General features: G+C 43.7%; 12 protein-coding genes. 2 read left to right on the top strand and 10 right to left on the bottom strand.

The features are described 5' to 3' along the window. Nucleotides 1–15: 15 nt before the first annotated feature. Nucleotides 16–360: a DUF6122 family protein gene (locus tag ABEB05_RS03905; RefSeq protein ID WP_265787696.1), complete on the top strand. Its 345-nt coding sequence runs from the start codon at nt 16–18 to the stop codon at nt 358–360. Between the two features lie 27 nt (nt 361–387). On the opposite strand, the gene ABEB05_RS03900 is transcribed toward ABEB05_RS03905, so the two are convergent. From ABEB05_RS03900 to ABEB05_RS03885, 4 genes are all read right to left on the bottom strand, one after another. Then, nucleotides 388–1,074, bottom strand: coding sequence for a 2'-5' RNA ligase family protein (locus tag ABEB05_RS03900; protein WP_265787695.1), 687 nt, complete (start codon nt 1,072–1,074; stop codon nt 388–390). 27 nt (nt 1,075–1,101) lie between these two features. After that, on the bottom strand, nt 1,102–1,479 hold the full coding sequence (locus ABEB05_RS03895; protein WP_265787694.1) for a hypothetical protein: 378 nt from the start codon (nt 1,477–1,479) through the stop codon (nt 1,102–1,104). Nucleotides 1,480–1,794: 315 nt separating this feature from the next. Continuing rightward, complete coding sequence (locus ABEB05_RS03890; RefSeq protein WP_265787693.1) at nt 1,795–3,312, bottom strand: hypothetical protein; 1,518 nt, start codon at nt 3,310–3,312, stop codon at nt 1,795–1,797. Between the two features lie 235 nt (nt 3,313–3,547). Next, nucleotides 3,548–4,246, bottom strand: coding sequence for a hypothetical protein (locus ABEB05_RS03885; RefSeq protein ID WP_265787692.1), 699 nt, complete (start codon nt 4,244–4,246; stop codon nt 3,548–3,550). A gap of 475 nt (nt 4,247–4,721) precedes the next feature. On the opposite strand from ABEB05_RS03885, the gene ABEB05_RS03880 reads away from it, so the two are divergent. Further along, nucleotides 4,722–5,789, top strand: a complete 1,068-nt coding sequence (locus tag ABEB05_RS03880; protein ID WP_265787691.1) for a flavin monoamine oxidase family protein — start codon at nt 4,722–4,724, stop codon at nt 5,787–5,789. A 265-nt stretch (nt 5,790–6,054) separates the two neighbouring features. Here ABEB05_RS03880 and ABEB05_RS03875 read toward each other — a convergent pair whose 3' ends face one another. From ABEB05_RS03875 to ABEB05_RS03850, 6 genes are all read right to left on the bottom strand, one after another. Further along, the gene (locus tag ABEB05_RS03875; protein ID WP_265787690.1) at nt 6,055–7,101 is read right to left on the bottom strand and encodes a hypothetical protein; all 1,047 of its coding nucleotides are present in this window, start codon (nt 7,099–7,101) and stop codon (nt 6,055–6,057) included. Between the two features lie 206 nt (nt 7,102–7,307). Then, nucleotides 7,308–8,672 (bottom strand): hypothetical protein, encoded by a 1,365-nt coding sequence (locus ABEB05_RS03870; protein ID WP_265787689.1) that lies wholly within the window; start codon nt 8,670–8,672, stop codon nt 7,308–7,310. Nucleotides 8,673–8,753: 81 nt separating this feature from the next. Continuing rightward, a complete protein-coding gene (locus ABEB05_RS03865; protein WP_265787688.1) occupies nt 8,754–9,554 on the bottom strand; it encodes a DsbA family protein in 801 nt (266 codons plus the stop codon). 282 nt (nt 9,555–9,836) lie between these two features. Further along, nucleotides 9,837–12,278 carry an outer membrane beta-barrel family protein gene (locus tag ABEB05_RS03860; protein ID WP_265787687.1) on the bottom strand — a complete coding sequence of 814 codons (2,442 nt, stop codon included), beginning with the start codon at nt 12,276–12,278 and terminating at the stop codon, nt 9,837–9,839. A 145-nt stretch (nt 12,279–12,423) separates the two neighbouring features. Beyond that, nucleotides 12,424–13,809, bottom strand: coding sequence for an FAD-binding oxidoreductase (locus ABEB05_RS03855; protein ID WP_265787686.1), 1,386 nt, complete (start codon nt 13,807–13,809; stop codon nt 12,424–12,426). Between the two features lie 124 nt (nt 13,810–13,933). Next, entirely contained in the window at nt 13,934–14,431 is a 498-nt protein-coding gene (locus tag ABEB05_RS03850; protein WP_265787684.1) for a YybH family protein, read from the bottom strand. Nucleotides 14,432–14,523: the final 92 nt, after the last annotated feature.

The following is a 14,523-nucleotide window of genomic DNA, read 5'->3' as shown; positions in this document are numbered from 1 at the left end:
TCTAACTGACATGCTATGCTGCATATTGTTTTACATTTGGTAGTTCCCTTGCTGGTTGCCCTTTACTTCTACCGTAAGAGGTGGAAGAACGTCACTGTCATCCTGATTGCAACGATGGTTGTCGATCTGGATCACCTGCTTGCTGATCCTATTTATGATCCTGAACGGTGTTCGATTGGATTTCACCCGCTGCATACGATCCCTGCAATTGTGTTATATGGGATGCTGTTTATTCTCCCTCTGATATTGGGACGAAAGGCTGATGATTGGAAATTGAAATCTACCATAGATATGTTCCATTTAATCGGACTGGGACTTTTAATCCATATGGCGCTTGATGGAATTGATTGTCTCCTATGATGCTTTACACGATTGTAATCCGTCTAATTAATTGGAGAGCTTAAATTTGCAAATGCGCTGCACCTTCTCTTCCCGGTGATACCAATCATTTCCCACGAGTTCTAGCTGCTTAACCGAGCAACTACCGAAATCTTTTTCTCTTAAATTTTCGATGGCCTTGACAAATGCCTCCGATTCAGCAAAGGATTCTTTGAATCTAATAGCTGTCATGTGTGTTGTTTGTAGCTGATATCGCTTATCGATGGAGTGTTGCAGCCCGGATTGCCTGAACGTATCCCGGAGGGTATTTCTTAATATTTGGAGTTGGTCGTTTCCCGGGAATCCCTGGATTAGAATACAGGAAGAGGAGGCCGTAACTCCACAAAAAGATATACGGAAGGGAGCAACCGAAGCAACGGCAGAACTAATAATTTTGCAGTATTCCTCTGTATCAATTGCATCTGGTGAAAAACAGGGATAACAGGAAATGATTGACAGTATGGTTATATGCAGATCGGGATGGGAATAATAATATTGGCTGGGGGCAATTCTCTTTATTTCCTCAAGGGCATCTAAAATACTTTGTTTTACCTCTTCTGAAGGGCGGGCTAATAGAGTTAGACCATACCGGTTATCGTCGTCGGCATCAAGCAGGGGGTCAAACTGAAATTGCTGCTTCTTAAATTTTTGAAGTGAGGCTGTCCACATTTTATTGTAATGGTCCTTTAAATCCATCCTAATAGTTATTTGAATTTGGGATACCTATCTCAATTTACCCAGTTGAACGGATAATGCAAGTCCAGCAAAAGTCTGTTCGGCATTGAGATTTGCAAATCCGTATAGTCCGAGTCCAACGTTCCCAAAAGGGCGCCAGAAGAATTGTCCTTCCAGCGGGATCCCAAATTGGGCAGAAATAACGTCCCGGGGCGTATCGGAAAACAAGCCACCTTCAGACCGGCTTCCTCCTATAACAGCAATTCCCGAAGAAAAGGAAACATGATAATCATATTCTGAGCTTGCCCAGCCATACAGCAAACCAATGTCCCAATATTCGTCACCAAAAATTTCTGTAGTAGCACATCCTCGAAATGACAATAAATTTGGGCCAAACTGATAATGGGTACCAACAATTAACGCCATACCATTTGTTCCAACTCCCAGACCGGTATTGATCCAATATCGGTTTTCATTGGTCTTTACGGTTGTATCCTTATGTGATTGTTGAAGAGTTGATTCTGAAACAGACTTCCGGAAGACACAGGATCGGCCGAGTATTGCTGTGCTTGTGCCGCAAGAGGCATCAGAATAGTTAATATTAGTAGGAAGGCTATTTTATTTATTGGATGTCTTTTGTGATGATGAGTTATGGACAAATATCTATTTGCAAGATAATATATCCGAGATTTTCCCATACATCGCCTCTCATAAATAAGTTTCAGTAGCACATCAGTTAATTCACTGCTTTTGATCTTCCTCCGGTGACCAATAACGAGCATGCAGCTTTTGGGCATTCGATTTTCCCACCCAGATAGGTATAATAGTAAGTCCCAAAACGATTACTGCAAGAAAATAGAATCGGATTGCAATCGCCACACTTTCAAGACCGAACCATTTGAATTGTTGGGAAATAATCCAGCCTACACCTCCTCCCATTCCTACCATAACAACGGCACCCAAAAGGGCAAGGAAGACCAACAAGGCCGGCAGTAATAAATTCTCAAGACTTCCAACGAATTGCTGACCAAAGTTACGGAATTTGTTTACTTTTATCGTTGGTTCTTCTCCGGTTAATCCCTCTCCGAGGAGAGACAGAAATTTTGGATTTCTATTGTAAGATACATGCGACCGGATTATCCCTCCAAGTCCGCGTGCCTTATGGTTAGTCGGTTTAGGCCATCCATCAAAAGAAAGTAGCTCTCCGGATACAAGATCACTTCGACTGTAGAAATTATCCCAACTCATTGTAGAGTGCTCATCTTGTGGTTGATTCGTTGCCAGAAGGTGTGAATCGTCGGGAGCAGTGATGGCCGGACCGTTAGTGGATTCTTCCAATAGTCGGGGCCAGAAAAAACGAAATTTTTCTAGCGGACTGCCAATAGTGTAGAATCGACTTAAGTAAACGGGGGTCTCAGTATTTATAATTGGTTTGGTTCTCTCAGTGCACATGGACCGAAATCCAACGACAGTACCAAGGCTGTGAGCCAGGACTTGAAGTTCGCGACAGCCCTGATCGACGGCTCGCTGAGCCGTCTGGCGAAATCTTTTATGCATTTCTTTTGTATTGTCGCTAAGCTTGGCGTTTTTCTCGCTTTTTTCCGGAAAAGCCTCAAAAACCCCATGCGTATAGTTGAACACGTCCCCGGCTACTTGGTCCAGAATATCATCAAGGACTGTGCCTCGTTCTAGAGCCGAATCTCGTTTGCGGCGAACATTCTCCCAAAAAGTTTGTGGCTGCTCTTGATTCCGTTCGAGACGACGTTGGCCCCCAGACTCCTTCAGCCCAGTTGCAATTGATGCCAGAAATTGGGCGCCCCGAATACCAGTGGCTAGAAAAGAACTCAGGGGCGCGAGAATCCAGGTCCATCGCAATACATAGCCGCGGGAGATTCCGTGCGCAAGCAGATTAGATTTATAGTTAAACAGGGGGAACCATGCGATCTCAAAAATGCGGTCTATATCAAAGGTTCCTTTCACGGTTTCTCCGTGCAGAAGATCGGCCCAGTATACTTCGAAAATATGAATAGGACGAGTAAATCCTTTAACTAAGGCGTAGTCTTGTTTTTCACGCTGTACACGGAGTCGATTTCCATATGCCAGCCTCAATCCTTCAAGTACTCCCTCGAGTGTTTCACCCCGATTCTGATCGCCAATGCCGTGTACAACCAGCAAGCCCACCGGTTGAGCAGAACGATTGTTGGACTGCAGCTGTACATCAGGTTCTGTCATGGTATTTTCTGGATAGTCCCTCCCCATATAATCCCTATTATTTAACTGATGGTTGCCGAAACTTTATTGTAATTTACTAAATCAAGGTTTAATTAATAATAACTTTTACTAGATATTTATTAATCCATATAAGATCCTGTAAATAAATGAGATAGAGGGTTTATCAACGATAGGAGCGAGGTCAGTCGTCTCGGATTCGGTTAGCCTGCCACGTATAAGCTTTTAATATATTCAATAAGTTTATACTCTTTGCCCATCTGTTTTACCTCTTTTTATCAGTGTCAGTTTTCTGTATTTCTTGTTTCTTAATCACGTCCTTCAAAAATCCTATGCCGGCGTTCCTTTTGTCGGTTGAGTATGCATTGCGAAGACTCTTGAATCTACCAGTGTCTTCTTGGTCGAGTTCAGGTAAAGGATAGATTCTTTCAGTTTGCTCGGGAATATGCAGAGTTTCACCTTCCGGTATTTCCAGAATCCAGTCGGTACATTCAACTTCAACTATCTCCACAGAAGAATAAGTCTTGACAGTTTGGTACCTGCGCCGCCACTTCACATCCTCAAAGCAAAATAGCTCAGTGCCGTCAAGAGCAAGAAGACGATCTATTTCATTCAGTCTTGTCTCAACACGATCGGTGATATCCTGAATATTATCAAGCAATTGGCCCATCGAAATACCTTGAGCTATGTCTGAAAATATTGGCGGTAGCGATGCGCCGGACACGATCACCCCGATGTCGGCCAGGCCACCTGCAACACCAGTCGTAGGATCGTAGTAGCTCGCCAATGCATTCAGCGTACGATCCCATAAGAACCGCATCGCAAATTGACGAGAACGGAGCAACGCTTCGGTATTGACATTAAGGTAGTAGCAGAGTGTGCCTGTTCGTATGGTTACTTCGTAATCCCAGACGATATACTCCTGTATTTGGTAACATTGACCATGCTTGTGTGTATACCGCATTTGGATTTCTATCGATGTAAATCGAGTATCAGTCTCAGTATGCTCGCTGTAGTTTTTCCAACGGTCCGTTAAACTGAAATCGACGAACCAGGATGGAATATTCTGTTCATGTTGCGCCTGGCGCCATAGATCGGCGGGAATCTCATAATAATTCATTTCCTTAAATCCTCGGACGGTTTAATTGTTAGGTTGCCCAAAAATTGTGGTACCGATTCGAACTAGCGGCCTTGCGCTCAAGCGCAGATCAACGGGAATCATTATCTATTGAAATTAGTAGATATAAAACTATTTGAAAGCAAGAATGGGGGAGGGCTTTTCTTTATATTATAATACGTTGGTTCGTCCTCACTACTAAATTTAAGAGCTTCGGTTTTATTAGGTTAGTTTCCTATGGACTCCGGGAGCTTAAGCTTGTTTCACTACGGCCGGTTATTTACCTTTTGGATCTTTTCAAAGTAAATTCCGAAATGTTTTTATGCAAACTTCTGATCCTGATATTGTCATCATTGGTGGCGGTTTTTCCGGTCTGCTCATCGCTTATCTACTCCAAAAAAAAGGAGTGATGTCCACAATTCTTGAAGCCCGCAGCCGGCTGGGCGGACGCATATATACCCTGCGATCGAATGATGCCCCTCCCATAGAAATGGGCGCCACTTGGTTAGGCAAGAAACATCACCATTTGCTAGATTTACTTGATAAGCTGGATATTGATATTTGCGAGCAATATATGGGCAGTAAAGGATATTATGAACCCATGTCGGTTACGCCACCGCAGCTTGTTGATTTGCCTCCCAACGAAGAACCAAGTTGCCGTATTACAGGAGGAACAAACAATATAATAAAGGTATTGGCAGATCGCCTTGAAGAAAACCAAATCCATTTAGATCAGGCGGTAAAAACTATTCGGAAAACGGATACCACACTGGAAATCCAAACAGATAGCGATCTTATTAAGGCTGATTTTGCCATAAGTACCCTGCCACCCAAGCTACTGGCCGATAGTATAGATTGCTCTCCTTCCCTGCCTGACGAGCTTACCGATATCGCTTCACAAACACACACCTGGATGGCAGAGTCCATCAAGGTTGCTCTTACGTTTGAGGAACCCTTTTGGCGCCATTCGGATTCGAGCGGGACGATATTTAGTAATGTAGGTCCCGTCAGTGAAATGTACGATCATTCAACTAACAAGCACTATGCCCTTAAAGGGTTTATGAATAATACCTATCAGGCGGCAACCCGTGAGCGGCGAAAAAAGCTGGTCATTGAACAGCTCCGCCGTTTTTATGGAGAAAAGGCTGACAGCTATGGAGCATACCGGGAATTGGTCTGGGAAGACGAGCCCTTTTCCTATAGCCATTATGAACAGCCCATTTTCCCTCATCAGCATAATGGGCACCCCATATTTCAAGAACCTTTTCTAAATAACCGGCTGCTAATTTCAGGATCAGAAACGGCTACCGAATTCCCGGGTTATATGGATGGTGCCGTGGAAAGTGCCCAACGAACGGTCCGGCAGCTTAAACAATTACTTTCCCGATAATTTTTTCCGTTTTCTAAGCCAATGTGATTACTAACGACCTTGAGGACCGGATGCAGAACTGGTGCGTGCATCCACCGGATGGTCAGTTTGTCTTTAGTCTCAATCATATATAAAGACTATCCCTTGCTGAACAAGCCAATGGAAGATATGATACCTGAATAGAAAAAATGTTCTAACTAATGTTACATATAGTTGTATATATGCACGCAAAGAGTTGAGAATTTAAGTCACTGTATTAGCTACAAAAACTATAAGGACAGCAGCCTTAATTTCCAGAATCACTTTCCTCTGCAATAGTAAAGATCTTCAACATATTGTGATCAGCAGGATTGGGTATTTCCGCAATCCAGGCATAATCCCCCGGCTCCAGATTCACATGGAAATATGCGGTACCACCTTTGGTCATTTCCATTGTTCCACCCATGAATTCTGCACCTTCAGGGGCCCGGTTAACAAGGCTTCCGGGCTTCCTCCAATCCATCCAGGCTGCGAGATTCTTTAGCAACTCTTCATCTTCTTTATCATTTAACCTTACCAATTGTACATTGTGGCCTTGAAGATGAGCATACGTTTCCTGGTCTTTAAAAAATATTTCAATGACATGACTTCCTGCTGTTAAAGCCTGTTCAACCTGAATTCCTTCAGTAGATGAAATCATTACGGTTTTTGTAGGCTCCGGTTCTTGGGCATCAGATGGGTTGTCAGTAACACTTATGTGTTCGAGCATGCCGATATAGGAATGGAATATCTCGTCTTCATTCTTTACGTAGCATTCAATGATGTATTCACCCGGTTCCAAATGGACGGTAGTCTCAGATGTGGTCCCGGCTGCAGTAAATCCCGGTCCCCCCATGGTTTTAGCTCCAGGATCGAAGAACCAGGGAGCCGTTTCTGAAAGGGTGGCCACCAAACTGTCTGTAAATTCACCAAACTCCATGCCACCCTCTATATATGGATTAAACTGCATTTGGAAGGGTTCGGTAATATTCTGGTAAAAATGGTCAAGAAGTGGTTCGCCAGCAGCTTCAGCGGCCTTAATTCCTACCTCTGGAATTTGCCAGATCAAAAAGAAATGGTCATATCCCGATGCATTCTTAAATTGAAATGTTGTCCATCCGGATGAGATTTCATTAGTACTCACTTCAAATAGATGCTTATTTTCCTCAGCATCGTGAGTAGCCGTTACTTCCACCGTACTTTTATTTTGTGGCTGTGTATCAGCATCGCTACAGGCCGACAACAGCACCATTATTGATAGTGCTAAGGGTATTGTAAATCCTATTGGACGTTTTACCCAAAATGAAATGAACATATATCCCTCCCTAATCCCTGTTTATTTTATCAATATCAATATTTTTATATAATAATTTTTTTTGAAAGCTCTGAATTAATATGTGTTAATGATCCTGACGCTTAAAAATCATTCTTAAATGGGGCTATCCTGAAAAAGAAAACAGAAAGATAGTCAACCATATAAAGTGACAGGAAGAGTAAAAATCCTCATACAAGAGATGTTTATTATTTGTTGTGCCAGTTGCGGAGGTGATTTCGTTGCAGGTCCGTTAGTGCTTCGGGGCGGTAAAAACGATCATAAAATTCTGTGTCTACGTGGTTAACCTGGAATCCGAGCAGAGTCCGAAGCGGGGGCTGGTAGGCGGGGAAACGCCCATACCGTTCATATAGATAACTGCAATAGGCGACCGTGGCCTCAACGGCTGCTTCGCTTACCTCCGGTGCGGCATCACTGATCTTCGAGGGATCCTGCCATGCACTTTCGGAAGCGCCCTCTCTGAAAATGCCTTTGCGTCCCCATTTCATTTCCACCACCGCATGCACCGCCTCCTTCATTGAGGAGTAGTTCGGAGGACAGTACGGCTTGATCAGTGATGTGCCATCCTTCGTATCTAGTCCCACCACCAGGGGAACAGGTTGATCGCGATTCAGCAGCCTGGCTATCATCCGGTAAAGCCAACCCATTCCCAGATACTGGGTTGCCTTCATCTCTCTCATGCGAAATCCCAGCGCTTCGAACCACCCGTAATAATGCGCCGCCCAGTGAGGGAAGCCACCCAGTCCCATGGCCTGCGTCATCAGGCCGAGGTTCTGGATGATCATACCGGCTTCGGACGTAACAAACTCGGTGACGAGAGTCTCCAGCTGCTGGACGGTAATAGAGCGTTCCCGGCGGGGATCGTCGATAAGGTGTCCACCGCGACTTTTGGCAAATTGTTTGACTCCCGCGGGCCGGAAGCACGCACGTTCATCCAGCGGATAGATGCCATTGTGCTCATTGAAAATTTCGAGCAGGGCATTAATATACATCAGTGTGAAGTCTTCGACCGGAAGGAAATAGGTGGCCGATGGATCGTAGAGCGACCATCGGTTGCAGTTGATATTGAAGAACGGCTCCAGTGGCGGGTTCGATCGTCCGTCGCGAATCTTTACCCGGCTGCGCTGATAGAGTTCAAGGTAATTTCCCTGCTCTGCTAGCCCGGCAAGTTCGGAGATCGCTTCGGGCGGAAAGTCCTGGGGCCGTTTAATGAAATAACTGGCCTCCTGGTTCATAACAATCAAAGAAGAGGTTTGGATAGCATCACCGCTCGGCACCGTTCGTCCGGCCAGCCCCGCGAGTATCGTGCCGCCCTCTCCGGAATCGTAAACGAGGTCGCCCAGGGCATGACCGGTAATTCCACAGGCGGCAAACGTCAGCAGCGCCTCTTCTTCCTCGGTAAGTGGCAGTCCCGGATGGCGGCTCTTATAGGCCATTGGGCCGGACTCCATTTCCATTCCCAAACCGAAGCGGCGGGAACGCCGTCCCCGAAGGATATCAAGAAGAGACTTCCAGGGCACTGGTTCCTTTTGATGTTGATTGGCATCACTCATAACATTCTCCTTTCAATTATTAGTGGATATGAAGTCATTTTTCCTTTTTGAAGAAAGTTTTGAGAGTCGGTTTTATATAAATCATACGGAGGATCTTCGTCCTCTTTTCATATCTTTCTGATCTGTATTTATTTCAGATCCCGGGATATCAATTTCCTGTTTCTCGATGTCTTCCGTAACTCCGGAACCGGCAACCTGATCCTGAATCCAATTCATCAGGCCGTGCATCTTCCTGCGTTGGCGTCCTGTCCACGATATTATTGCAAGGCGTGCAGCAGCAAATCCACCGCTCATGCTGGTTAAGACAACACCGGTATTCACAAGGTTAGTATAACCGTTGCCGTCCAGTAATATGCCAGCCAGCGTTCCCGAAATAATCAGTCCCATCAAGTAAGTTATATATGCACCTCCCTGGAAATGTTTGCGGATTTCGATAATGGACTGGTTTTTTTGCGAGACTACCTGCAGATGGGTTTCCTCTAAGGTAGTACTCATATCCTTGACACTTCGGTGCCATTGCCGAGTTTGACCCACTGTCGTCGTTCGGCCGGAGCTGCCGGTCATGCGACGTATCTGGCGGACCAGGTCTTCCCACTCCTCAGCACTAATCTCACCTCGGATAGCCCGCTTTTGTTCGATCAGAAAGGGGGCTCCTAAGAAGTTGGATCGTTGCTCTGTTGCCATTTGATGCTCAAGTTCAGAAGCGGCCGATCGAATATGTTTGGGGTCGATACCAATTTCTCGGGCGATGTCTTTGATCTCTTGCAGTGATAACCCCTGGGGAAAGGATTCATGGGCTTTTTCCTGGATTTCGGTGGCCCGCTTGATTAATGCCCCGATCTCTTTTTCGGTATACAGGTGCGCTCTATTTGATTTGCCCATGGGATGGAAGTTTAAGTGTATAAGGTAAGATAAACGAATGTATTATAAATAACGATCTGGCATATAATCGGCACAGTGATTAGCGTTGAATTAGCAATTAACGAAAGAAGGGGCTCAAAACCAATAGTGGCAGGAGGAGAGAGGCGTGTTCGGCTATGAAATCCGGGATAAATCACCGAGCCGATCGCCAGCGATAGGTTTGAAATAAAGACATATAATAAGTAGTTACTTCATAAATAAATACACCTCTCTAGAAATTGTAATTTTGAGTGGATTATTCTATTAATTGATTCCAACTCTATTTTGCTCTTCCTCAGACCCAGAGCTTACCTCAATTTTTTCAAATTCGTTACTGCCAAAGTTCCATGTGAAAGAAACTGTAACTGACCTAGCATCAAAGTTATAGCGCCAAAAAGAATTAATATTAGCACTCTCGATATTATTATTAGCTTGTAAAATATTTGTATTTAAAATATCTGTGGCTGTTAATCTCAATGTACCCTGCCCGTTTCCTATTTTCTTTTGCAGACCAAGATTTAATGATCCCTGTGGTCTGGATCTTGCAATGCCCCAAACTGATTTTGACTGATAAAATCCGGATACCTCAAAAGAAAAGTCTTTCGGTAAATCAAGCGTGTTTACGACATTTGAATTGAATCCGGCTGCTTCTCCCGAGAAGTTGTCTTCCAAGTGTGCCGAGCGATAAAATTGATATCTGCCGGTAGCACTGATACGCAGACTCCACCAAGCAAGCGGTTCCAGGGGAAAGCTTGATGTGAGTGAATAGGTATCTAAAAATTCTAAATTCTGCGTGCTATATATTTGATTATTGGTCTCAGTATCAAAGCTTGGTTGCCACCTTGCTATTTCATCACTGCTATGCGTATAAGCGAGAGTGGCCAGGAAACTTTTTCTGGAATACCCTAAACTAAACCCATCACTGATTGCAGATTTTAAATTTGAATTGCCCGACAGAAAGGTTTTTGGGTCAATGAAGAATACAAATGGTGCAAGATCCCAGAACGTTGGTCGCGTAGTTCTTCGGCTGTACGATAGATTTACTTTATGATCATTTTTTATACTTTTTTGGATAAACAAACTTGGGAATAATCGACCTGTTTTTCGGTCAACTATACTCCCTTCAGTAACTGAGTTTAAATTTCGGCTTATATGTTCATAGCGAATCCCGGCATTTATCTGGAATTTATCAGAAGGACTAATACTCGAAGAAAGGTAAATAGCCCCGATAAACTCTTCCAGGTCGGCCTCGTTTGTAAAAGAATTATTGACTATAAAATTACCATTTACTCGGTCGCTAACATGTACGTCGTTGACGAAATCTGAGTATGTGCTCTTCAACCCGGTTTCAAACGTTATTTTGGAAGAAACTTCGTGCTGATAATCCAGTTTAGAAACCCATATGTTGATTGGAGTTTCTTTTTCCACATTGATGGCATCGGCATTATTTGGAGAAACATCCCCTGTAACTACATCAAGCCGGTAACTGGAAGGGTTGCTATTTTTATAGTACAGGTAATCCAGGTCAAAATTCAGTGTTCTATCTTCGCTAAATACATGGTCTATGCCAAAATTTATAATTCCATTCCTCCATAAGTTTTTTTCATTTATACTTTGCTCCATGATGAGTAGGGAGTTTGGGCTGGAGTGATCCAGGCTTTCTGAAACATCTGAGGTATCCCATTTTCTTTGGAAGCCAGTCAATAAAAGCTCTGTATCTGTTTTTTCCGTCAAAGCATATTCAAAACCCATTGAAATATTCTGCACAGTCGTGATTGGGTCTCTGAAATTTTCACTGCGGATTGTCTGGGTAAAACCATCCTCTGTGAAGAACCTTTCACTAAACATGGATTCTTCAGAATTATTGTAATTGATGGAGTAATTAAGAAGGAATGCTAATTTATTTTTCCTGCGACTAAATGCGAAGTTTCCTCCAAGTGTTTCAGCACTGCTATATCCAATATTTGTACCGAAAGAACCGGTATAACCCAAGTCAGAATATTCTTTCATCTGGATATTGATAATGCCGGCATTTCCTTCGGCTTCATATTTAGCGGGTGGAGTAGTTATTAATTCAATCTTCTCTATGTTGGCTGCACTCATTCCATTTAACATGGTAATAACCGATTCCAGTGGTAATCGTACATTTTTGTCATTAATCATCACTATAACTCCAGATTTCCCGGTTAGGGATATATCATTACTCTGACGGTTTACCTGTACACCAGGTGATTTTTCCAGTACTTCCAGAGCAGTGCTGCCGGAGGATGTAACGCTCCGCTGAACGTTCACGACCAATCTGTCGATTTCTTGCTCATACAGGGGCCGCCGTGCCGTGGTAACTACTTCTCCAAGCTGTTCGATTGATTCATCTAAAGTTATTTTATCAATACTGAAGTTTTCGTCTCCAGGCTCATAAATAGAAATAGCTTCCTCGTGGGTTCGAAAACCAACCATTGAGATGGAAAGGATGTAATTTCCGGGCTGTATTCCGGCCATCCGGTAAATCCCGATATCGTCTGTTACGGCCCCTTTTACTAATGCAGAATCGGTTTCATTCAGGATCATTACATTTACTGATGGCAGCGGCAATCCATCGGCAGCAACTACGGTCCCATTAACCTGGACTTGTGCTACTACTTCAGGTGTTAGGAACCCTACTAAAAATAAATAGATCAAATATTTGGGTATAATTTGCTGTCTCATATCTGGGAGAATTGTACCTGCGTCATATTTATGGCAAGAATTAACATTTAGTGGAAAACTATGGGTATTTTCTGAATTGGTTTGTTCAACCAATTACTAGTATCAGTTGATGGCAACCGTTATAAAAACGGATTACTTAATTTAGTTATTCAGAAACGGGTTTGATGTTTTGATTTAGATGGAAGAAATTATCAGGATCGTACTCAGTTTTAATTTTAGTTAACCGCTCATAGTTATCTCCATAAGCTTTCTGAACCAGGTCTTCTCCTTCTTCACCAAATCCGGAAAAATTCACATACATCCCGTCACCGGAAAACTGTTTCATTTGATCCAGAAAGTTTCGAGACCATGAAATGACTTTTTCGGAATCAGCCGGGTCATCCCAAACGGAGTCAACACTCATCAGAAATGTTGTATTTCGGCTTCCAAACGCTGTATCGGTACTGGCGATTCGATTCATCTCTCCTCCGTAATGCCAAATGGCAAGCAGCATCGACGGTACCGGCCTGTTTTTGGCGCCTTCAATAAGAGCGTCCATTGTTTCCTGGTTCAGAGATGCCAGATCCTGGGATTTGAAATAGTAGTGCCGTTCATTTTTGGGGAAGAAGGGATCGAACATGGTTTGAGCCACCGAATAGGGGATCTTTCCACTCAAATCTAAAACAGGTGTGTTGATTTCCCGTAACTCCCGGAAGGCCTTTTCACCTTCATCCGGATCACCCACATACATGGCTGTAATGGCAATGACATGTTTTCCTCTTGCTTCATCGGGGAAATCGTCGGTATCTGGCAGTGCCCAAAACAGTAGCTGCGAGCTAATTTCATCGGGCGAGGCTATCATAAAATCTTTCCATGTAGAGAGCACGGTCTTGGCAATTTCAACCGGGTACATGACGGCACACATCATCACAGTGGGGCCAACTTCATGAAGATGAAATACAAAGGACGTAACAATCCCAAAGTTTCCGCCTCCGCCGCGAAGTGCCCAGAAGAGGTCCGGGTTTTCGGTATCGCTGGCCGTAAGTAGTTCTCCATCGGCCGTTACAATCTCCACAGATTGAAGATTATCACAGCTTAGTCCGTGTTTTTTTCGCATCCATCCCAATCCTCCTCCCAGGGTCAGGCCGGCGACTCCGGTTGTAGATACCACGCCACCGGGAGCGGCTAATCCAAATACCTGTGTTTCCCGGTCCAGATCTCCCCAGGTTGCACCGCCCTGCACCCGGGCTAGTTTCTGAGATGCGTCGACATGGATTCCGCGCATTTCAGACAGATCAATCACCATCCCGTCATCACAAAGTGCGGAGCCGGCTACATTATGTCCGCCGCCACGCACGGACACTTCGATATCGTTTTTTCGTGCAAAGTTTACCGCATCGATCACATCTGCCATGCCGGAGCATTTTGCGATCAGGGCGGGATGTTTATCGATATATCCATTCCAGACCTGTCGTTCTTCATCATAATCAGAATCGTTTGGCTGAATTAAACGACCTCTAAATGTTGATTGTAATTCTTCAATATTAATCATGTGTCTCCCCTTGCTATTTTTATTGTTTGTAGAGCAGGTACCTGTGTTTCACATACAAAGAGTGCTAATGCTTACTATTGATACCTGTATACTTACCTATGTGTAAAGTAGAACTGATCTCTTTCTATGATTGAGTAAGAGGTGAATGATGTTCGTGCACTATTTTCCATTCTCCCTGATTATTTTTGACAAATACAAGGCTGATCTGATCATTCACAACGGCCATCTCTTCTTCAAACTGCAAATGAAAATCTGAATGAAAGGTCACCACGGCTACATTCCCGTAATAGACGGCAATCTTCATATCATTTGCGTCCATTTTTAACGCTTCCTTAACGCTTCCAAACACTCCTCGTTCAAAGGCTTCATTTTCCTCACCTCCGTTTCTTGGAGCCCCTTGTTTAAATTCAGTGAACTTGGGTCCATAGGCATGGAAAGAGATTAATTTGTCTATATCACCGTTCTTCACGCTTTCAATAATTTCATTCCACGTTTGTAAAATTTCGGCTTTTTCTTCCGGGTATTCGGTCATAATACCATCTTCAGATTGAGCCTGACACGCTGTGGATGCCCAAGAGAGGAGGAGGGTACAGATCAGAGAAATTTTATATAAACTGTTCATAATAGTCACCTTTTTTTAAGGTTAAATATTAATGTCAGTTTATATATACAGCCGTATTTGTTGCTCTTCCACCTCATTTGTTGCAAAAAATG

Source organism: Fodinibius salicampi, assembly GCF_039545095.1.
GTDB classification, from domain to species: Bacteria; Bacteroidota; Rhodothermia; order Balneolales; family Balneolaceae; genus Fodinibius; species Fodinibius salicampi.
Note: the sequence above shows the minus strand (reverse complement) of the source record. Positions and strands in the feature narration are given on the sequence as shown.

Coding starts and splice junctions, on each gene's coding strand:
- ABEB05_RS03895 (WP_265787694.1), bottom strand. CDS start 1,479: ATGGCGTTAATTGTTGGTACCCATTATCAGTTTGGCCCAAATTTATTG.
- ABEB05_RS03900 (WP_265787695.1), bottom strand. CDS start 1,074: ATGGATTTAAAGGACCATTACAATAAAATGTGGACAGCCTCACTTCAA.
- ABEB05_RS03850 (WP_265787684.1), bottom strand. CDS start 14,431: ATGAACAGTTTATATAAAATTTCTCTGATCTGTACCCTCCTCCTCTCT.
- ABEB05_RS03880 (WP_265787691.1), top strand. CDS start 4,722: ATGCAAACTTCTGATCCTGATATTGTCATCATTGGTGGCGGTTTTTCC.
- ABEB05_RS03885 (WP_265787692.1), bottom strand. CDS start 4,246: ATGCGGTATACACACAAGCATGGTCAATGTTACCAAATACAGGAGTAT.
- ABEB05_RS03860 (WP_265787687.1), bottom strand. CDS start 12,278: ATGAGACAGCAAATTATACCCAAATATTTGATCTATTTATTTTTAGTA.
- ABEB05_RS03890 (WP_265787693.1), bottom strand. CDS start 3,312: ATGGGGAGGGACTATCCAGAAAATACCATGACAGAACCTGATGTACAG.
- ABEB05_RS03870 (WP_265787689.1), bottom strand. CDS start 8,672: ATGAGTGATGCCAATCAACATCAAAAGGAACCAGTGCCCTGGAAGTCT.
- ABEB05_RS03865 (WP_265787688.1), bottom strand. CDS start 9,554: ATGGGCAAATCAAATAGAGCGCACCTGTATACCGAAAAAGAGATCGGG.
- ABEB05_RS03875 (WP_265787690.1), bottom strand. CDS start 7,101: ATGTTCATTTCATTTTGGGTAAAACGTCCAATAGGATTTACAATACCC.
- ABEB05_RS03905 (WP_265787696.1), top strand. CDS start 16: ATGCTGCATATTGTTTTACATTTGGTAGTTCCCTTGCTGGTTGCCCTT.
- ABEB05_RS03855 (WP_265787686.1), bottom strand. CDS start 13,809: ATGATTAATATTGAAGAATTACAATCAACATTTAGAGGTCGTTTAATT.